This window comes from Frankia umida (assembly GCF_023242945.1).
GTDB classification, from domain to species: Bacteria; Actinomycetota; Actinomycetes; order Frankiales; family Frankiaceae; genus Frankia; species Frankia umida.
Genome location: NZ_JALKFT010000007.1, coordinates 55,313 through 75,064 on the forward strand (window position 1 = coordinate 55,313; position 19,752 = coordinate 75,064).

A 19,752-nucleotide genomic window follows, 5' to 3' on the forward strand; every position below is an offset into this window, starting at 1 on the left:
GTGACGGGCGCCGGGCGCCGGGTGACGGACCCGGCGGAGGTGAAGGCCGACGGGCCCGACGGCTGGCGAAAACTGTCGGAGGGGACGGCTACGGTTCTGCCATCGGATGCGAACAGGCGTCCAATGCAGGCGACCAATGCAGGCGACCGATCCCGATGACCGATCCCGACGAAGGGTCCGCACATGCCCCCCATCACGCCGTGTCTGTGGTTCGACGATCAGGGCGAGCAGGCCGCGCAGCTGTACACGTCGCTGTTCGCGAACTCGCGCATCACCAACGTCAGCCGGTACGGGCCCGGCGGGCGCCGGCCCGAGGGCATGGCGATGACCGTCCAGTTCGAGTTGGACGGTCGGGAGTACGTCGCGCTCAACGGCGGTCCCGAGTTCCCGCAGACCGAGGCCTTCTCCCTGCAGGTGTTCTGCGAGTCCCAGGCCGAGATCGACCGGTACTGGGACGTGCTCACCGCCGATGGTGGCGTGGAGAGCCAGTGCGGCTGGCTCAAGGATCGGTTCGGGGTGTCCTGGCAGATCGTGCCGTCCGCGCTGGGCGAGCTGCTCGGCGATCCGGACCCTGAGCGCTCGCGACGGGCCACCGAGGCCATGTTCACAATGTCCAAGATCGATATCGAGGAGATCCGGCGCGCGGCGGCCGGCTGAGCATTGCCGAGCCAGCTGCGGGCGAGAGCCACCACCCGCCCTCGGCTGCCGCACCCTGGCCGAATATGATCTTTTGTCGTGCGCAGGGTACTGATCGTGGGTGTGTCCGGGTCAGGCAAATCGACATTGGCCCGCCGACTCGCCGCCACGTTGTCCGTACCGCACATCGAGCTTGACGAACTGCGCCATGGTCCCGGCTGGGTGCCCCGGCCGACCTTCGTCGACGACGTCGACGCGGCCACCGCCGCACCCACCTGGGTGGTCGACGGTAACTACTCCGCTGTCCAGGATCTGATCTGGGCCCGCGCGGACACCGTGGTCTGGCTGGATCCGCCACGGTGGCTGGCGCAATGGCAGCTTCTCCGCCGCACGGCGGGGCGGCTGCTACTGCGCCGGCGACTGTGGAACGGCAACCGGGAACGCTGGCGTGACCTGCCCCGGGCCGACCATCCGATCCGCTGGTCCTGGCGCAGGCATCCGATCTACCGCCAGCGATATGGCGAGCGCTTCGCCGCACCCGGACCTGGCCAGACCTACGTCCGTCTACGCCGCCGCCACGAGATCGAAGTCTGGGCAGCCGGTTCAACGCCGCTTCCGGCCGGACGTGCACCTTCCAGGTGGACGTTCCCGCTGGAACGGCGCCGTCGGTAGTCACAGTGGTCAGCAACGCGCAGAACAGCCCGACGAGTATCGACGTGGCGAAGCAGCCGGTGCTGGTCGAACGCGCCCAGGTCGAGGCGACCCTGCCCGGCTACCGGACAACCGGGTGCTCGGCATCGGGTCGACCGGCGGCGCGTCCGACCGGCGACCTGCGCTCGCGGTCGGCGACCCCACCGGCAGGCGCTGGACCGTGATCCCGCTGGCAGCTGCGGTGACACGCGCCTGCGGCCAGCGCGCACAGGGATCAGGGCGTGAGCAGGATCAGGGCGGTGCGGACGGCCACGGCGACGATCTCGCCGCGCTGGTTACGGGCGGTGTGCTCGAAGGTGACCACGCCCTCGCCGGGCCGGCTACGGGAACGCCGCTTCGCGAGCACGACCGTCTCGGCGTTGAGGGTGTCGCCGTGGAACACGGGCGTCGGGAAACGGATCTCACCGAAGCCGAGGTTGGCGACGGTGGTGCCCTGGGTGAGCTGGCTGACGGACAGCCCGACCAGGGTCGACAGGGTGAACATGCTGTTCACCAGACGGGTGCCGAACGGCTGGGTGCTGCTCCACGCCTCGTCCAGGTGCAGGGCCTGCGCGTTCATCGTCAGGGTGCTGAACAGCGTGTTGTCGGCCTCGCCGACGGTGCGGCCCGGCCGGTGGGCGTAGACGACGTCCGTCTCGAGTTCGTCGAAGTACAGCCCACGCTGCTCGACCCGCCGCCGCGAGCCCGCCGACGTGTCGCCGCCGCGTGAGGATGAAGCGGCGTCGGGGGATGAAGCGCCGTCGTGGCGAGGCGCACCGCCGTCGGGCGCGGTCATCCCGGTCACAGGCCCAGGTGACGGGCGATGAGGAGCTTCTGGATCTCGCTGGTGCCCTCACCGATCTCGAGGATCTTGCTGTCCCGCCAGTGCCGGGCGACCGGATACTCGTTCATGAACCCGTTGCCACCGTGGATCTGGGTGGCGTCGCGGGCGTTGTCGACGGCGGCGGCGCTGCTGACCAGCTTGGCGATCGCGGCTTCCTTGGCGAACGGCCGGCCGGCGAGGACCCGGGCCGCCGCGTCGTAGTAGGCGGTGCGGGCGACGTGGGTGCGCGCCTCCATCTCGGCGATCATGAAAGCGATCCCCTGATGGGACGCGATCGGCTGGCCGAAGGCGCGGCGGCTGCGGGCGTAGGCGACCGACTCGTCCACGCAGCCCTGGGCCAGGCCCACGGCCAGCGCCGAGATCGCGATCCGGCCCTCGGCGAGGATCGCGAGGAAGTTCGCGTAGCCGCGGCCCCGTTCCCCGAGCAGATGGTCCGCGGGTACGCGCACGTCGGTCAGTGTCAGCGGATGGGTGTCGCTGGCATGCCAGCCCACCTTCGAGTACGCCGGCCCCACCTCGAGCCCGGCGCTGGGCACCGGCACCACGATCGCACTGATCTCCCTGGGCGGCCCACCGCCGCCACCGGACGGACTCGTCCGGCCGGACGGGCTGGACGCCGGGCTGGTCCGGGCGGTCACGGTGACAAGCCGGGTGATGTCGGTACCGGAGTTCGTGATGAACGACTTCGACCCGTTGACGACCCAGGCGCCGTCCACCAGCTCGGCGGACGTTCGGGTGCCGCCCGCGTCACTACCGGCTTCCGGCTCGGTCAGGCCGAAGGCGCCCAGGGCCTCCCCCGCGCACAACGCCGGCAGCCACCGTTGCCGCTGCTCCTCGGTGCCGAACCGGTAGATCGGCATCGCGCCGAGCCCGCAGCCGGCCTCCAGGGTGATCGCCACCGACGAGTCGACCCGGGCCAGCTCCTCGATCGCCAGGCACAGGGAGAACAGATCGCCACCCATCCCGCCGTACCGCTCGGGAAACGGCAGTCCGAACAGCCCCATCCTCGCCATCGCCGCGACGACCTCGTACGGGAACGACCGCTGTTCGTCATGGTGCGCGGCCACCGGTGCGACCACCTCCCGGGCGAACTCGGCGACCGAACGCCGCAGCGCCTCCTGCTCGTCACTGAGCCCCGTGTCCGGCACGGCACACCTCCCGTCCGACCCTCACCTGACCGACCGCACCCGGACGCCCCGCATCCATCACCGGCGGTCGAGGGTGGCACCCGTCACCACCAGCGACCGCCCGGACGCTAGCACGATCCCTTCCGCCCCCACCCGAGGAAGGAGGGCCCCGCCAGGTTCGACCCGCCGTTTCGACCACCGGCGAACTCGGCGAGCGATCGGATGGCCTCATCCAGGCTGGGCTCGCTGCGACGCGGCAGCCGCGCGAATCGCGCGCAGCGCCGCCTCGGCGGGTCCGGGTGCGAGGCGACGGCCGTCGCGCAGGCGCAGGGCGACGTGGCCGGCGGCGGCCTCGGTTGGGCCGACCACAGCCTGGTAGGGCACGTGGCGAGCGGCGCGGATACGAGCACCGAGCGAGCCTCGGTCCGGTGCGCAGATCTCGGCCCGCAGGTCGACCTCGGGTTCGAGGCAGCGGCGGGCCAGGGCGGCGGCGGGGGCGAGTTCGGCCTCGGTGACGGGGAGGATCATCACCTGGACCGGCGCCAGCCAGCTGGGAAGGGCCCCGCCGTGGCGTTCCAGCAGGAACGCCACGGCCCGTTCCAGCGAACCGATGATGCTGCGGTGAATCATCACCGGACGATGCTGTTCGCCGTCCGCACCGGTGTAGCGCAGGTCAAACCGCTCCGGCTGGTAGAAGTCGATCTGGATGGTGGACAGGGTCGATTCCCGTCCGGCGGCGTCGGCGACCTGAACATCGATCTTGGGCCCGTAGAAGGCGGCCTCCCCGGCCACAGCCTCGTACGCGACCTCGGCGCCGTCCAGCACCTCCCGCAGCAGCGCGGTCGACCGTTCCCACAGCCGCGGCGCCGCGACATACTTGCCACCCTCGCTCGGCAGCGACAGCCGGTACCGGACGGGCACCACTCCCATGGCCGCGTACGCCGCCCGGATCATCCCCAGCGCCGCCGCCGCTTCCCGCGCGACCTGGTCGACGGTGGCGAAGATGTGCGCGTCGTTGAGCTGGATCGCCCGGACCCTCGCCAGGCCACCCAGGACGCCCGACAGTTCCGACCGGAACATCCCGCCGAGTTCGGCGAGCCGCAGCGGCAGTTCACGATAGCTACGCCCGCGCGACCGGTAGATCAGCGCATGATGCGGGCACAGGCTGGGCCGCAGGACGAGCTGCTCCGCGCCCACCTCCATCGGCGGGTACATCTCGTCGCGGTAATGCGACCAGTGTCCGGACAGTTCGTAGAGTTCCCGTTTCCCGAGCACCGGCGAGTAGACATGCTGATATCCGGCCCGCCGTTCCGCGTCACGGACGTACTCCTCCAGCGCCCGTCGGACGGCCGCCCCAGCCGGCAGCCAGTACGGCAGGCCCGCCCCGATCAACGGATCGGTGTCGAACAGTCCCAGTTCCCGCCCCACCCGTCGATGATCGTAGGACGCCCCCTCGCCAACGGAACGGGCCGAACCCGCGGGTCGCGCCGAGCCGGTGGAACGGGTCGGGTCGGTGGAACGGGTCGGGCCGGCGGGGTGGGTCGGGCCGGGGTGGTGATCGGGCATCGCGGTCTCCTCGCGGACGGGCGAGGCGAGTGCCCACATGGCGAAGCCCCGGGGCACTCGCCCCGGGGCTTCGGCTGGACGTCAACGTGTCAGCGCGCCGGGACGGACTCCGGCGTCGTCACGAGGGCATCAGCGCGCTTCACGGCGGTCACGGTAACCACGGCCGCGCGCATCGTCCACCCGGTTTTCAGGCGAACTGGCTCTCCTCGGTGGACCCGCGCAGGGCCATGGTGTCCGAGGAGGGGTTGACCGCGGCGCTGACCAGGTCGAACCAGCCGGTGCCGACCTCACGCTGGTGGCGGGTGGCGGTGTAGCCGTCGGCCTCGCTGGCGAACTCGCGTTCCTGCAGTTCGACGTAGGCGGTCATGCCGTCGCGGGCATAGCCGTGGGCGAGGGTGAACATCGAGTGGTTCAGCGCGTGGAACCCGGCGAGCGTGATGAACTGGAACGCGTAGCCCATCTGCCCGAGCTCCCGCTGGAACCTGGCGATGGTCGCGGTATCAAGATGCGCCCGCCAGTTGAACGACGGTGAGCAGTTGTAGGCAAGCAGCTGGTCGGGGAAACGCGCTTTGATTCCCTCCGCGAACCGACGGGCGATCTCGAGATCCGGTGTGGACGTCTCCATCCACAGCAGGTCCGCGTACGGAGCATAGGCGAGGCCGCGGGCGATGCACGGCGCCAGACCCGCCCGCACCCGATGAAAACCCTCCGGGGTGCGCTCGCCGGTGACGAACGGACGATCACGCTCGTCCACGTCACTGGTGATGAGCGTCGCCGCCTGCGCGTCGGTGCGCGCGATGACAATCGTGGGGACGCCGGCGACGTCCGCGGCGAGCCGGGCCGCATTGAGCGTTCGGATGTGCTGGCCGGTCGGGACGAGCACCTTCCCACCCAGATGGCCGCACTTCTTCTCCGCGGCGAGCTGGTCCTCCCAGTGCACGCCGGCGGCCCCAGCGGCGATCATCGCGGTCATCAGCTCGTAGGCGTTCAGCACCCCGCCGAACCCGGCCTCGGCATCGGCGACGATGGGCACCAGCCAGTCCGTCCCCGCGCCGGCACCGGAAGCCCTGCCGGACGAGTTGCTCCTGCCCGCGGAGGGAACCGCGGGGGCGGCGGCAGGGGCGGGAATGACCGTGCTCGAGGCATGGACCGCCTCGGCGCAGGCGATCTGGTCCGCGCGCAACAGCGCGTTGTTGATCCGCCGGACGACCGCCGGCACCGAGTTGGCCGGGTAGAGGCTCTGGTCCGGATAGGTCTGCCCGGCCAGGTTCGCATCAGCCGCCACCTGCCAACCGGACAGGTAGATCGCCCGCAGCCCCGCCCGGACCTGCTGGACGGCCTGGTTACCGGTCAGCGCACCCAGCGCCTGGACGTAGTCGGACTCGTGCAGCGACCGCCACAGCTTCTCGGCGCCGAGCCGGGCCAGTGTGTGTTCCTCGACGACGCTTCCGCGCAGCCGCACCACGTCATGTGCGGTGTAGGTGCGGCTGACACCGGCCCACCGCGGATCGTCGTCCCAACAGCGGGCCAGCTCGCGCTCGCCCCGATCCCCGCCGTCGGCGCCGACCGCCCGCGTCCCCGCCACCGGAGAGGCTCCGGCCATCCCGGTCGTTCGTGCCGGGCGGGTCGTCCTGCCAGCGTCATGCCCGGCCCGTCCGGTCCCGACTGTCCTGTTCTCGGCCATGTCGGCCCCCCTGCCCTGCGTTGGTGGGTATGCGCCCGCATCCGCGCGGGTCCGCTTCTCGTCGCGGCATCCTGGTCACGGAAACTGACCGGAACATTCCCCAGCGGCACCCAGCGCAACAGACCGTGTTCGGCGGGATCCGACCGCCATTCGGTTGATTCCAGGATTGAAGCCCTGGCCGCGAACCAGATATCCCCCGAACAGGAGGACCCCGACCAGAAGGATCCTCGACGCCGTCAGGGCCCCGAGAACTCGGCGGCGGCCTCCAGGCCGCCCGCCTGATTACGACGCACCATGTCGACGATGCGGGTGACCGGCCCGACGACAAGCAGCGCGTCGCCCGCACACAGCCGCGTGTGCCGACCGGGCCGGGAGTTCGCCGCATCCGCCGCGGACGCCGGGCGCACCGCGAGCACCCGGGTGCCGGTGGCCAGCTCCTGCAGCGTCGGGCCGACCAGGTGACCGCCGCCACGCACGGTCATCCGGGCCACCAGAAACGGTGTCCGATCCACGTAGAAGGTGCTCAGCACGTCGTACCCGAGCGCGACCCCGACAAAGTACGGCGTGGCGAGGTCGGCGGCGCTGCGCGCGGTGTGAATCCCGAACCGGCGCTCGACCTCGTCCGCCATGGTCGTGTCGACGGTCCGCAGCACCACCCGAAGCTCGTCCGCGGCGCCCCGGCCACCGCGCAGCTCGTCGTGGGCCTCCCGCGCGGACAGCACCGCCTCCAGATTCGCCAGACCATCGCTGGTGAGCGCCGCGATCGTGGTCGCGTGCGCGAGACCGGCCTCGAGCAGCGTCGAGCGCACCGTCGCATCCCCGATGATCACCGGTACGGATCGTTCCCGCGCGACCGGGAGGTAACGGTTGTTCTCGTCCCGTTCGATGACGACGACCTGACGGCCGGCCCGGAGCAGCCCGTCCATGGTGGCGACACCGACCGAACCCAGACCGCACAGCACCACGTGGTCACGGACGGCTCCGGCCCGTCCACGGCCCAGCGCCCGTTCCAGCCGCCGGCTGATGATGACATTGGTGATGAACGCGTAGACCACGGCGATCGACAACGCCCCGAACAGCATCAACCCGATACCAAAGATCTGTAGCCAATGGTCCGCGGCGCCGAAGTTGAAGTCTCCGTAGCCAACGGTGACCATCGTCTCGACCGTCAGGTAGAGCGCGTCGACCGGCCCGAAGTTCGCCGGCGCGGCACTGTTGTTGTCGGTGTAGGTCAGCGACAGAACCACCGTGCTGGTGACCATGATGGCCAGCACGACGCTGATCGCCAGTCGAAACGGCCGGTCCAGCTCGCCCCGGACCGAGGCCACCAGGTCCCTGACCCACCGCAGACCACCGCGCCGCGATCGCGGCCGGCCCGACATCCTCGCCAGCCCGTCACCCGACGAGGGCCGACCCGACGAGGCGGCGCTGCCCACGCCAGCGCCGTGACCGCGATGTCCGAGGGTCGCGAACAGCCGCGCGTCGTGCAGGCCGGAGACCTCCATGCCGCGTTCGTCGAACTCGGCGAGCCGACCCAGGACGGTCAGCCGGTCGCCCGGATGCAGCGGGGTGTCCCGCGGCGGGCAGACCTCACCGCGGCGTTCACCGGCCCGGCGCAACGAGATGGGGGTGAGATCGCCGTAACGGGCCCGGAACGCGCCCCGTCCGGAGATCTCCTCCTCGATGACGGCGAACACCTCGGCGTCAGCCCGGGCGCCCATCGTGAACGCGTGGGTGACGGCGGAGCGTATGCAGGCCTCGACGAAACTCGGCCCGGCGAGTACAGCCAGATTCAGCACCCGGGCCTGCCCCAGCGCGTCCGCCAGCTGATCACCGAGCTGCGCGTTGTTGACGTTGACGACCAGACGGACCCGCGGCGCCACCTCCGCGACGACAAGCGCCGTCTGCAGCGTCTCCAGGTCGGTCTCGTGGCAGACCACCACCGCCAGGGCCCGCGCGACACCGACCTCACGCAACACGTCCGGGGCGTGTGGGCTTTCCAGCACCAGGCGCACCCCGAGCCGTTCGAGGCGGCGACGCGCCACCGAGGTCACCCGGTCGTCCACCCCGACCACGCCGACACCGGAGTCCCGCAGCTGCTCGACCAGCCGCAGCCCGAGCCGCCCAAGGCCCTCCAGTCCGACCACGATCACCTGCCCGACCGGCACCCCGGCACCATCGGACGGCCCGACACCATCGGACGGCCCGGGATCATCGGCGGACCCGGCCTCGTCGGCACGGTCCCGGGCACCCTCGACGGGCTCCCCTGAAGCCGTCCGCATATCCCTCCTCAGCAGCGGGTCAGTGTCGCATGATGGCCCCTGGCGGGTGGACGGAGCATCGTCGGGGCGGGTGGTCGCTGTCGCTTTTCGGACCCTGCTATCCCCACACGTCAGGCCACGGCATATTGGTGCAGGTAAACCACCACGGTCTGCTACTCTCGTTTCTGGGGTATGTACGCGTGTCTGAGTCGATTGATCTGGCAGCTATCACGACAAACGTCGAATTCGGCCGCGCGCTGACCAGCGTGCGACTCCGAGCCCGGCTCAGCATCCGCGCCGTCGCGCAGCGGGTGCGGATTCCGGCCAGCACCGCCGGTGGTTACTTCAGCGGTGCGCATCTACCCGGCCTGCAGCCAGCAGACCTGCTCACCGACATGCTGCGCGCCTGCGGTGTGTCCGACGAGGCCGAACTCGAACAGTGGACGGCCACCTGGATGCGCCTGCGCCGCGCCCGCCCGGCCGACGAGGAACACAGCGCCGACCCGCGCCCTGACGGCGGCTCCGTCCGAGACAGCCGAGACAGCCGCGATAACCGGGACTACCGGGACGAGGGAGAGGGCACCGGAGCCGGCGAGTTCGCCGCGACGATCACCGTCGCGCCTCCGGTCGCCCGGCTGAACCGCATCGGCACACTGTTCGGCCGCGAGGACATCCTCACCCGGCTCTCGACCCACCTGCCCGCGGCCGCGGGCGATCCGGCCGACGCCGGCCACGGTGGGGTGCACGTTCTGTACGGGATGGGTGGGATCGGCAAGAGCACCGTCGCCCTGGCCCTGGCCGACCGGGCACGTCGACGCGCGATCCGGACCTGGTGGATCGGTGTCACGACGGCCGCGACGGTGCCGGCGGCCATGGCGGCGCTCGCGGTGGAACTCGGCGCGACCCGCCACGAACTGCGCAATGCCAGCCTTCCCGACCTGGTGTGGCGTTACCTGCGTGCGCTGGACGAGCCATGGCTGCTGGTGATCGACAACGTCGATGATCCGGCGGCCCAGCTGGCGTTGCCCGGCGGCGAACTTCTCGACGGCAGCGGATGGCTGCGCCGGCTGGATGACACCCGCGGCATGGTGGTCGTCACCACCCGGGACAGGTCCGCCTGGCCGGCCGAGGCCGGCCCCCACGAGGACGACAGCCCCGACAGCCCCGACGGGCGCTGGGTCACGCTCCATCCCGTTCGGGTCCTGGCCGACGAGGACGCCGGCGCGGCGCTGCGCACCCTCGCCGGCCCGGGCGCCGGTTCGACGGCCGAGGCGCGGACGCTGGGACGTCGCCTCGGCGGGCTCCCGCTGGCACTCGGGTTCGCCGGCCGTTTCCTCGCCCGCACCGCGCGGATGCCGGCGCACTTCGGCGATCAGGAGGTGCCACGCACCTACCTGGCCTACGAGCAGGTCCTGCGCGCTGGCGGAGCGGGGCCGGTCCTGCCGGACTTCGACGGGACCTCCCCCGCCCTCGACGGCGCCTCGCTGCGGACCACCGGCCGTGACCGCGAACGTGCGCTGGTCGGCCCCACCTGGGAGCTGTCCCTGCAGGTCCTCACCGACCAGGGACGACCCGCAGCCCGCCCGCTGCTGACCCTGCTCGCCTGCTTCGGATGCGACCTCATCCCGCTGGAACTGCTGGATCCCGCGACGCTGAGCACCGGCCCGCTGCTCGGGAAGCTGGGACCGACCCAGGTGTGGGATCTGTTGGACGCCCTCGCCGGCCAGGGCCTCATCGAACTCGTGCCGTCCCCGCCGCCCTCGACGACCACACCGGTCCGTCCCGTGCGGCCCAGTGACAACGGCTCCTCGGCCGCGGCGGCTCCGGTTTCGGACGCGACTCCGGCGCAGTGGCAGATCTGGCTGCACCCGCTCGTCCAGGACAGTTTCCGGCGCCACGCCGTGTACGGCGAGCGGCCCGAGGACTACCTGGAGGCCGTCACCGCGCTGCTGGCCCGAGCCACCCGGTTCGACCCGCGCGATCCCGAGCACTGGGCCTGGTGGGCGCGGCTGCGCGCGCACTGGGACGCGGCCCTGGGTCTGCTCGCCGACATCCCGGATGCGGTCCGCGCCGGGCTGCGGCTACCGCCGGAACTGCTCGTCGCCGCCACGCGGGGCGGTCGGTTCCTGCGCGCGACCGGCTATCCCACCCAGGCCGTCGCCACCTACGAGACGGTGCTGGCGATGGGTCGCCCGTCGCTCGGTGCCGAACACGCCGACGTGCTGGCCGCCGAGCATGACCTGTACCGGGTGATGGCGGCGCTCGGGCGGCAGGCCGACGCCGAGCCCGGATTCCGCCGGGTTCTGGACGCCCGGGTCCGACTACTCGGCGCCAGCCATGCCGACACCCTGACGACGCAGCATTATCTGGCCCGGACGCTGCGGGAACTCGGCCATTTCACCGAGGCGTTGGAGCTGCTGAAACTGACCCTCGAGCGTCGCGTGCCCACCCTTGGCGCCACCCACCGCGACACACTCACCACCCGGAACAACATCGGTGATGTGCTCGCCGAGCTGGGCCAGCTCGACGAGGCACAGGAGATGTTGCACGCGGTGTGGGCGGCACGTGGCGACATCCTCGGTCCGACCCACCCGGCGACGCTGGTCACCCTGGCGCATCTGACCCGGCTGGCGCTGCGCAGCGGTGCCGCGCAGCGGGCCGCCGACCACGCCCAGGCACTGGTCACGACCTGCCAGGAGGTACTCGGACCGGATCATCCGCGGGCGCTGGCAGCCGTCGGCCTCTACGGCGAGGTCGAACGGCGGCGGGGACGGCTGGCGCCCGCCGCCCGGGCCGGCTACCTGGCCGCCCACCAACGCAGCCTGCGGGTCCTCGGCCCCCAGCACGCCACCACCGCGACCCTCGCGGGACTGGCCACCGCCGAGGCCTCCTGATCCCGGTCAGCGGGGCCGGACCCACATCGCCGCGGTCAGCGCCCAGCCGACGAGAACCGGCGGGGACGTCCACCACGGCAGCGCGCCGGGGGTGGTCAACAGCCAGGCGATGGCCGCCAGGTGGCAGGCCAGCAGGTTCATCAGCGTGAATCCGGCGCCGGGCGGCGACGGCGGACGCCGCTGCACCGGATCCAGGCCGGGCGCACCCGAACGCAGCAGATGGACCAGTCCGATCGCCGCGACCAGGGCCGCGGCCAGCGCGGAACAGGCCGCCAGACCGTGGCCCGCCGTCGGGGTGCCCGGATCGTCGGCGAGGCCGAATCCCACCACCACGGCCACGGCGATCAGCAGCCCCGCCTGCGCCGCGCAGACCAGCATCACGTAACGGGACGGAAAGACGAATCCGTTCGGTCGCCGTAGCCGCACCCCGGTGATCAGTGCGGTGGTGAGCCGTCCCGTGAGTCGGTCGATGGGCAGGTCCCGCAGGCCGACCACGGTGGCCCCGGTGACAGCGGCGCCCAACGCGAAGCCCGCGGCCAGCACGAACGCCTCCACCCCGGGCCGTCCACCGGCGGCGAGCACCCCCAGGGGCACCCCGGCGGCCGGTGCGAGCGTGGGTACCACCGCGTCGGCCAGCCACTGGGCCACCCTGACCATGGCCCTCGCCGTCGGTGCCGCCGTGACCCGGCGTGCCGTGACCTGAAGCGTCCGCAGCACGACGAGCCCGGCGAACCCGAGCCCGTGGGTCACCGTGGGTACCAGCAGCAGCGCCCCGATCGTCACCGCCAGGCCCGCCGCCGCCGCGGCCATCGCGACGACGACCGGGCTCACCTGCCCCCGCACCAGCGGGCTGGCCCGCCGGATCGGATTGATCCGGTCACCGGGCAGGCCGTCGAGGGCGTCCAGCAGCCGGCCGTGCGTCGAGACCAGCAGACCGGCGAGCGACAGCAGCAGCACGGTGACGACCCGCGGATGTGCGACGGCCAGCCCCCCGGCGGCGAACGGGACGGCATCGGCAAGAGCCAGGGCCGGTCGCGTCAACGCCCTCGCGTCCGCGAACCGACCCGGCCCCGGCCGGCCAGGTCGTGGCACACCCGCATCGCGGGTTCCCCCCATAGGACCTCACGATCATCTCTCGCACCCGGTGAAGCGCTGCGTTCACAAACGATCGCAGTCTGTCGAGATAAACTCATTCTCGCCGCTGCGAACAAGCCCCCCGCGGATCGCCGTACAACGTCGTACAGGCAGCTTTCCGTGCACAGTCCACGACCAGATGTCGAGATCCGGCACGCCCGCGCCGAAGCACATCCACGAATTCCAGGCCAGTAAATCACCATGCGTTACGGTTCGCCTGTTCGGTCCGCTCTGGCACCCGGCCTCACCCCGGCGCCGCGGCCTCCCTCCAGCACGCACATCGCACGTCACAGGCCACGACACCACGACGGCGCGCTGAAACGCCGAAGCGGGCCTCCCCCCGACGAAAGGCCCGCTTCGGCGACAGCCCGGAGTCGGCGGCTCCGCCCACCTCCCCGCGAGTGCGACGCGGGAGCAGACCATCAGGTGGGCGAGACCACGTTCGTCCGGCCTCACCAAGACAACCGCGAGTCGGGCTTTTCGCAAAGGGGATGGCGGTAGATCCGGACAACGTCGGACAGGGGTGACGTACAGGTCCGGACAATGCCCGGTTCCTGTTCATGGATTTCCCCGCGGCACATAGCGCCGTGGCGCGTGGCATCTCCCGGTCCGGTTCGAGATCAGCCCGGACGGGCAGTATTCTCCCTGCATGGACAAGCGGCTGCGGGAAAGGCTCGATCCGGCCGCGGCCGATGCGTTGGAACAGTGGTGCGCCACGTCTGGCATCAGCTTCACCCTCGACCGGTGGCTGACGAACGGGCGGTCCTCGGCCGTCATCGCCGCCGTGATCGAGCATCACCGCTTCCGCGGGGCCGAGCTGGTCATCATGAAGGTCTACCAGGCCACCGGTGACTCCCGCCCCGGCGAGTTCGCCCTGCACGAGGACGCCCTGAACCACGACAAGGTCTTCGCCGACGCCCATCTCGCCGAGCTGATACGCGCCCCGGTCTCCGGCGACAACGGGTGGTGGTTCATCTTCCAGCGGGTCGCGGGCGGCAGCCTGTCGGACATGGTCACCCTGCAGACCGTGCTGCACGACGTGCTGCACCCACCGCGCCGCCCGCTCGGCGGACTTCCGATCCCGGTCAACGGCCAGAGTCCCCAGTTCCCCCGCGCCCAGCAGACCGCCACCGCCACCGCCTTCGCCGCCGCCAGCGCCACCGTCGTCGACTCGACCCTCACCGACTGGGTCGGCCGGCCGCAACTGCGCGACCTCACCGTCCCGGCGATCCTGCGCCGCCAGCTCGACCATCGCGCAGGCCCGCAGGGCGCCGTCACCAGGCTCGCCCAGGACTACACCGGGACCACCCTGACCTGTGCGGACGAGGACCAGCCCCTGGTGAACCCGTTCGGCCTGGTGTTCGACACCGACCGCTACGACCCGATCGTGCTGCCGACGTTCATCGGACGGGTGCACGGCGACCTGCACATCGAGAACATCCTCGTGCCCATGTCGCTGCAGGACGTGGGCACGTCCTACCAGCTCATCGATCTCGCCCGGTACTCCGCCCACGCGGTGCTCACCCGTAACCCCACCCACCTCGTGCTTCACCTGCTGGCCCGCACACTGAACGAACTCGGCCCGGTGGGGCGCACCGCCGCCATCGAGATGCTCCTCGACCCGCGCAACACCGGAGAGCTGCTTCCCAGCTGGCTGGCGATGTTCATCCGCGCCACCCGAAAGGCCGCGGAGGACTGGGCGCGCAAGGTCTCTCTGGTGGACTACTGGCGGGACCAGGTACCGCTGTCCCTGCTCGCCTGCGCCCTGACCTGCATGGTGAGACCGTCAACCCGGCCGCAGGACCGCGACTGGTTCCTGCGTCTCGCCGCGAACGCGGCCACCGCCATCCTCGGACGCCACCCCCTGCCAGCCTCCCCGACGTCGTACCAGAGCGCCGTATCCAGACCCGCGGCACCCAGCGGGGATGTCACCACCCCGCCATCCCCGACGCCGACGACCGACCCGCCGGCACCAGCCACGGGCGCGCCTCACCCAGCTGCCACCACCACGTCACCGCCGTCACCGCCGTCATCTCCCGCGGACACCCCGGCCGGCCGGTTGGCATCGCGGCCGGCGTCGGACGTCGACATCGTGATCTCCTACGCGCCCACTGACCAGACCTGGGCGGCCTGGATTCACTACCACCTTCGGAAGGCCGGCTGGCGGGTCGCCGTAGCCGACAGCACCCGGACCAACGGGCGACGCGCGCGGCACGCGGACGCCGCACCGACCCGCACCCTCGTCGTCGTCTCGCGCGCCCATTCCCTTGACCAGGAGGGGACCGCGTACAACCCGGCGGGGAGGACGAACAAGCTGGTCGCGGTACAGGTCGAGGCCACCGAACCCGCCGCGTCCACCATCGGCGTCGACATCATCGATCTTGTCGATCTCGGCGAGGACGAAGCCAGGATCACTCTCCTGGCCCGTATCTCGGCGATCCTCCCCCGCTGAACCCCGCCGCCGGCCGCCAGTCGGCAGTCGGCCGGTCGCCGGTCGGGGTCGACGCGTGACGGCCGGCGCGTCGCTGTCAGCCGGCCGCCGCGCGTCCTTCGGGTGTGCCGACCTCACCGGAACGTCCGTCCCCGACACCGGCGAGGCGTCCCTCTCCCGCGCCGGTATCCGCTCCCGTTCCGAGCCCAGCTCCCAGCGCGGTTCCTGGCCCTGGCCCTGGGACCGGGACCGGAACCTGGCCTGGCACCGGGCCGTCGGGGGATGACGCGGCGACGACCACGAGGACCTGGTCGAGGCGGACCTGATCGCCGCGGTGGACGTGCACGTCGGTGACCACGCCGGCGACCGGGGCTGTCACCGGATGCTCCATCTTCATCGCCTCGACGATGACAAGCGGCGCTCCCGCGGCGACCCTCTCGCCGGAGGTCACCAGAACAGCGGCGACCGTCCCCGGCATCGGACTGCGCGCCGTCCCACCGTCCGTCGTGGCGCGCCGCCGGCTGGACGACATGGGTGCCGGCTCGAAGCCCCAGGCCCGTCCATCGCGTCCGAGCCACAGCACCGGCCCCGGTCCGTCGCCCGCGCCCGGGCCCCATGCGAAGGCCCACCTGGTGGTGACCGATCCGACGGTGACCAGCAGATCGTCACCCGTGATCCGCACGGACCCCGCCACCGGCGCCCCCTCGCCCACGCGGAGCCTCGCCGCGGCGGGCGTGCCTCGAGCCGAGACCCGCACGGTCCGGGTCGCACGGCCAGGCGGCACGCCCTGCGCCGCTTCGCCCGACCCGTTCACCGCCGCCGTCCCGGCGACCGCCGCCACCGCCACCGGCGCTGACGCACCGTTGACACCGGTGTCTTCCGCGTGGCCGGTCCGGATCGGCGACGCCACGGCGCCCCCCGCCGGTGCCACCGTGGCCGGCAGCAGCACATCCCAGCTCAGCCAGGCGGGCTCGCCGGGACGCCAGCCGGAGGGCACCTCCCACGGGTCGACCAGCGCACCGGTCGGCTGCAGGGCGAGCAGCCGCAACAGCGCGTAGGCGTGGAGGGCCTCGCTGGGTGGCTCGTCCTGGACCAGCCCACCGAGATCACGTTCGATCAGGCCGGTGTCGAGGCGACCGGCGCGGACGTCGGGATGTCCCAGCAACGCCCGCAGGAATCCGATGTTGCTGGCGACTCCGAGCAGGACCGTGCGGGCCAGCGCCGCGTCCAGACGCGCCAACGCCACCCGCCGATCCGAACCCCAGGACACGATCTTGGCAAGCATCGGATCGTAGTCCGTGCCGACCGTGTCACCGGTGGCGATGCCGGCGTCGACCCGCAGGGTGGGACCAGCCGGCTCGCGAAAGTCGAGCACGTCCCCACCGGTCGGCAGGAATCCGCGCGCCGGGTTCTCCGCGTAGACCCGGGCCTCGATCGCATGCCCGGCGGTACGCACGTCGGCCTGCCCGAACAGCAGCGGCTCGCCCGCCGCGATCCGGATCTGCTCGGCGACCAGGTCCACCCCGGTGACCAGCTCGGTGACGGCATGCTCCACCTGCAGCCGCGTGTTCATCTCCATGAAGTAGAAATCGTCGGGCGCGTCCGCCGACATGATGAACTCCACCGTGCCCGCGCCGACATAGCCGACCGCCTGCGCCACGGCGACGGCGGCGGCACCCATCCGCGCTCTGGTCCGTTCGTCCAGCAGCGGCGACGGCGCCTCTTCGATGATCTTCTGATAGCGCCGTTGCAGGCTGCATTCACGTTCGCCCAGGTGCAGCACCGTGCCGTGCCGGTCCGCCAGAACCTGCACCTCGATGTGACGGGGCCGGGAGATCAGCCGCTCCACGAACAGGGTGTCGTCACCGAACGCGGCGGCCGACTCCCGGCGGGCGGAGGCGATCGCCGCCCCGAGTTCCGCGGGCTCACGCACGATCCGCATTCCCTTGCCGCCCCCGCCCGCCGATGGCTTGACCAGCACCGGATAACCGACCTGGGCGGCGGCCTCCGCCAGGGCCGCATCGCCCATACCCGGGACCGACCGGCCCGGCACCACGGGAACGCCGACCTCCGCCACGGTCCGCCGGGCGGCGATCTTGTCGCCCATCAGCTCCACCGCGGTCACCGCCGGTCCGATGAACACGAGGCCGGCGGCCTCGCACGCCCGCACGAAGCCAGCGTTCTCGGCGAGGAAGCCATAGCCCGGATGCACCGCACGGGCGCCACTGACCCGGGCCGCCTCGAGCACCGCGTCGATGTTGAGATAGCTCTCGCGGGCCGGCGCCGGCCCGAGGCGGACCGCCACCTCCGCCTCACGGACATGGCGCGCATCGGCGTCGGCGTCGGAATACACCGCGATGGCCCGAACACCGAGCTCTCGCAGGGTCCGAATGATCCGGACCGCGATCTCCCCCCGGTTCGCCACCAGGACAGACGTGATGGCGCCCGCAGCCGCACCGTCGGCGGCCGGCGGCGGCGTCTCGGCCTCACTCACCCCCGGTGCCGCACCAACCGCCGAGGCGGGCGACGCGAAGGAGACGGACATGCCCGAATCATGGATACCGTTCGTGGTCGGCCCCGCCGGCGACGGCGCGGGCAGCGCACCAGCAGAAGTCGGGTTCTCACCGTTCCCGCCCGTCACGTCGATCCCTCCGTTCACACCCTGCATGCCACTGCACTCACTCCCGCCGTCACCCGCACTGTTTTCCGACGAGCAGAGGTCACATCCGAAAAACTCCGTAACCAACCGGATCAAGAGGAGCATTGGCCGCGACCGAAAGCCCCAGCCCCAGCACCGTCCGGGTGTCCGCCGGATCGATCACACCGTCGTCCCACAGCCGAGCCGTCGAATAGTAGGCGCTGCTCTGCGCCGCATACCGTTCACGGATCGGTGTGCGGAAGGATGCCTCCTCCTCGTCGCCCCAGTCCACACCGGAGGCGGCAAGCTGATCACGGCGAACGGTGGCCAACACGGCCGCGGCCTGGTCACCTCCCATCACCGAGATCCGTGCGGTCGGCCACATCCACAGGAAACGTGGCGAGTACGCCCGCCCGCACATCGAGTAGTTCCCCGCACCGTAGGATCCGCCGATGACGACCGTGAACTTCGGTACGCGGGCGCAGGCAACGGCGTTGACCATCTTCGCGCCGTGCTTGGCGATACCGGCGGCTTCGTACTCACGACCGACCATGAAGCCGGTGATGTTCTGCAGGAACACCAACGGAATCCCGCGCTGGTCGCAGAGCTCGACAAAATGCGCGCCCTTGAGCGCCGACTCACCGAACAGGACCCCGTTGTTCGCCACGATGCCCACCGGATGGCCGTGCAGCCGGGCGGTTCCGGTGAGCAGGGTGGTGCCGAACTCCGCCTTGAACTCGACGAAGCGGCTGCCATCGACAATGCGCGCGACCACCTCGCGGACGTCGTAGGAGGTACGCCCGTCCGGTGGCACAGCCGCGTACAGCCCCGCGGGGTCGACAGCGGGCTCCTCGACCGGCACGACCTCCCACGGCCGCTGCGCACGGGGTGCCAGTGTGGCCACGATCGACCGGACGATCCGCAACGCATGATGATCATCATCGGCGAGATGATCGGTGACGCCGGACGTGCGCGCGTGCAGCAGCCCGCCACCCAGCTCCTCGGCACTCACCACCTCGCCGGTCGCGGCCTTCACCAGCGGCGGGCCGCCCAGGAAGATGGTGCCCTGGTCGCGGACGATCACCGCTTCGTCGGCCATCGCCGGAACGTAGGCACCCCCCGCCGTGCACGATCCCAGCACGGCGGCAATCTGCGGGATGCCCTGCGCCGACATCCGCGCCTGGTTGTAAAAGATCCGACCGAAGTGGTCTCGATCAGGAAACACCTGCTCCTGTAGCGGCAGGAAGGCGCCCCCCGAGTCCACCAGGTAGAGACACGGCAGCCGGTTCTGCTGCGCGACCTCCTGCGCCCGCAGATGCTTCTTCACGGTCAACGGGTAGTAGGTGCCGCCCTTGACCGTCGCGTCGTTGGCGATGATGAGGCATTCCCGGCCGCTGACCCGTCCGACCCCGGTGATGATGCCCGCCCCCGGCACCGGATCGTCGTACAGCCCGTTCGCCGCGAGCGGGGAGAGCTCGAGGAAGGGGCTCCCTCGATCAAGCAGAGCGTCGACCCGATCACGCGGGAGCAGCTTGCCGCGTTCGACATGCCGTTCACGCGCCCTCGGTGACCCGCCGGCCGCGGCGACGGCGAGCCGCTCCTGCAGATCCGTCACGGCGTCCCAGTGCCCCTCGGCGTTGCGACGCGCCTGCTCCCCGAACGCATCGATCCGGCTGGCCAGGACGGGAACGTCACCCGGCGGGACGGCACTCATCTCACCGGTCGGCACCCCGGCGGCGTCTCCCACGCGTACCGCGGTCACGGTCACACCCCCACAATGTCGACGCAATCTTGCCGATGATGACGTTTTCCCAGGTCAGCAGGTTGCGAATCCACTCGCCTCCGCC

At 71.3% G+C, this 19,752-nt stretch carries 13 protein-coding genes; 5 read left to right on the forward strand and 8 right to left on the reverse strand.

What is annotated here, in order from left to right; translation table 11 throughout:
• Positions 1-183: 183 nt before the first annotated feature.
• The 3 genes from MXD59_RS09145 (at position 184) to MXD59_RS09155 (ending at position 1,511) form a co-directional block, all read left to right on the forward strand.
• Positions 184-657 (forward strand): VOC family protein, encoded by a 474-nt coding sequence (locus MXD59_RS09145; protein ID WP_163550076.1) that lies wholly within the window; start codon positions 184-186, stop codon positions 655-657.
• Between the two features lie 78 nt (positions 658-735).
• Positions 736-1,308, forward strand: a complete 573-nt coding sequence (locus MXD59_RS09150; RefSeq protein ID WP_248824319.1) for an AAA family ATPase — start codon at positions 736-738, stop codon at positions 1,306-1,308.
• Between the two features lie 44 nt (positions 1,309-1,352).
• On the forward strand, positions 1,353-1,511 hold the full coding sequence (locus MXD59_RS09155; RefSeq protein ID WP_248824320.1) for a hypothetical protein: 159 nt from the start codon (positions 1,353-1,355) through the stop codon (positions 1,509-1,511).
• Between the two features lie 50 nt (positions 1,512-1,561).
• On the opposite strand, the gene MXD59_RS09160 is transcribed toward MXD59_RS09155, so the two are convergent.
• The 5 genes from MXD59_RS09160 to MXD59_RS09180 all read right to left on the reverse strand — a co-directional run bounded on the left by MXD59_RS09160 (position 1,562) and on the right by MXD59_RS09180 (position 8,829).
• Positions 1,562-2,122, reverse strand: a complete 561-nt coding sequence (locus tag MXD59_RS09160; RefSeq protein ID WP_248824321.1) for a MaoC family dehydratase — start codon at positions 2,120-2,122, stop codon at positions 1,562-1,564.
• Between the two features lie 5 nt (positions 2,123-2,127).
• On the reverse strand, positions 2,128-3,318 hold the full coding sequence (locus tag MXD59_RS09165) for an acyl-CoA dehydrogenase family protein (protein WP_248824322.1): 1,191 nt from the start codon (positions 3,316-3,318) through the stop codon (positions 2,128-2,130).
• 207 nt (positions 3,319-3,525) lie between these two features.
• Positions 3,526-4,863: a threonine--tRNA ligase gene (thrS, locus tag MXD59_RS09170; protein WP_248824323.1), complete on the reverse strand. Its 1,338-nt coding sequence runs from the start codon at positions 4,861-4,863 to the stop codon at positions 3,526-3,528.
• A 187-nt stretch (positions 4,864-5,050) separates the two neighbouring features.
• On the reverse strand, positions 5,051-6,466 hold the full coding sequence (gene aceA / locus MXD59_RS09175; protein ID WP_248824324.1) for an isocitrate lyase: 1,416 nt from the start codon (positions 6,464-6,466) through the stop codon (positions 5,051-5,053).
• A 317-nt stretch (positions 6,467-6,783) separates the two neighbouring features.
• Entirely contained in the window at positions 6,784-8,829 is a 2,046-nt protein-coding gene (locus MXD59_RS09180) for an NAD-binding protein (RefSeq protein WP_248824325.1), read from the reverse strand.
• A 179-nt stretch (positions 8,830-9,008) separates the two neighbouring features.
• Between MXD59_RS09180 and MXD59_RS09185 the strand changes: the two genes are divergently transcribed.
• Positions 9,009-11,702: a tetratricopeptide repeat protein gene (locus MXD59_RS09185; RefSeq protein WP_248824326.1), complete on the forward strand. Its 2,694-nt coding sequence runs from the start codon at positions 9,009-9,011 to the stop codon at positions 11,700-11,702.
• Between the two features lie 6 nt (positions 11,703-11,708).
• On the opposite strand, the gene MXD59_RS09190 is transcribed toward MXD59_RS09185, so the two are convergent.
• On the reverse strand, positions 11,709-12,743 hold the full coding sequence (locus tag MXD59_RS09190; RefSeq protein ID WP_248824327.1) for a 4-hydroxybenzoate polyprenyltransferase: 1,035 nt from the start codon (positions 12,741-12,743) through the stop codon (positions 11,709-11,711).
• A gap of 742 nt (positions 12,744-13,485) precedes the next feature.
• Between MXD59_RS09190 and MXD59_RS09195 the strand changes: the two genes are divergently transcribed.
• Positions 13,486-15,288 (forward strand): toll/interleukin-1 receptor domain-containing protein, encoded by a 1,803-nt coding sequence (locus tag MXD59_RS09195; RefSeq protein ID WP_248824328.1) that lies wholly within the window; start codon positions 13,486-13,488, stop codon positions 15,286-15,288.
• 76 nt (positions 15,289-15,364) lie between these two features.
• Here the strand turns inward: MXD59_RS09195 and MXD59_RS09200 are convergent, their stop codons facing one another.
• Together MXD59_RS09200 and MXD59_RS09205 are read right to left on the reverse strand one after the other, a co-directional pair.
• The gene (locus MXD59_RS09200) at positions 15,365-17,812 is read right to left on the reverse strand and encodes an acetyl/propionyl/methylcrotonyl-CoA carboxylase subunit alpha (RefSeq protein ID WP_248824329.1); all 2,448 of its coding nucleotides are present in this window, start codon (positions 17,810-17,812) and stop codon (positions 15,365-15,367) included.
• Positions 17,813-17,987: 175 nt separating this feature from the next.
• Positions 17,988-19,619, reverse strand: a complete 1,632-nt coding sequence (locus MXD59_RS09205) for a carboxyl transferase domain-containing protein (protein WP_248824443.1) — start codon at positions 19,617-19,619, stop codon at positions 17,988-17,990.
• Positions 19,620-19,752 lie beyond the last annotated feature (133 nt).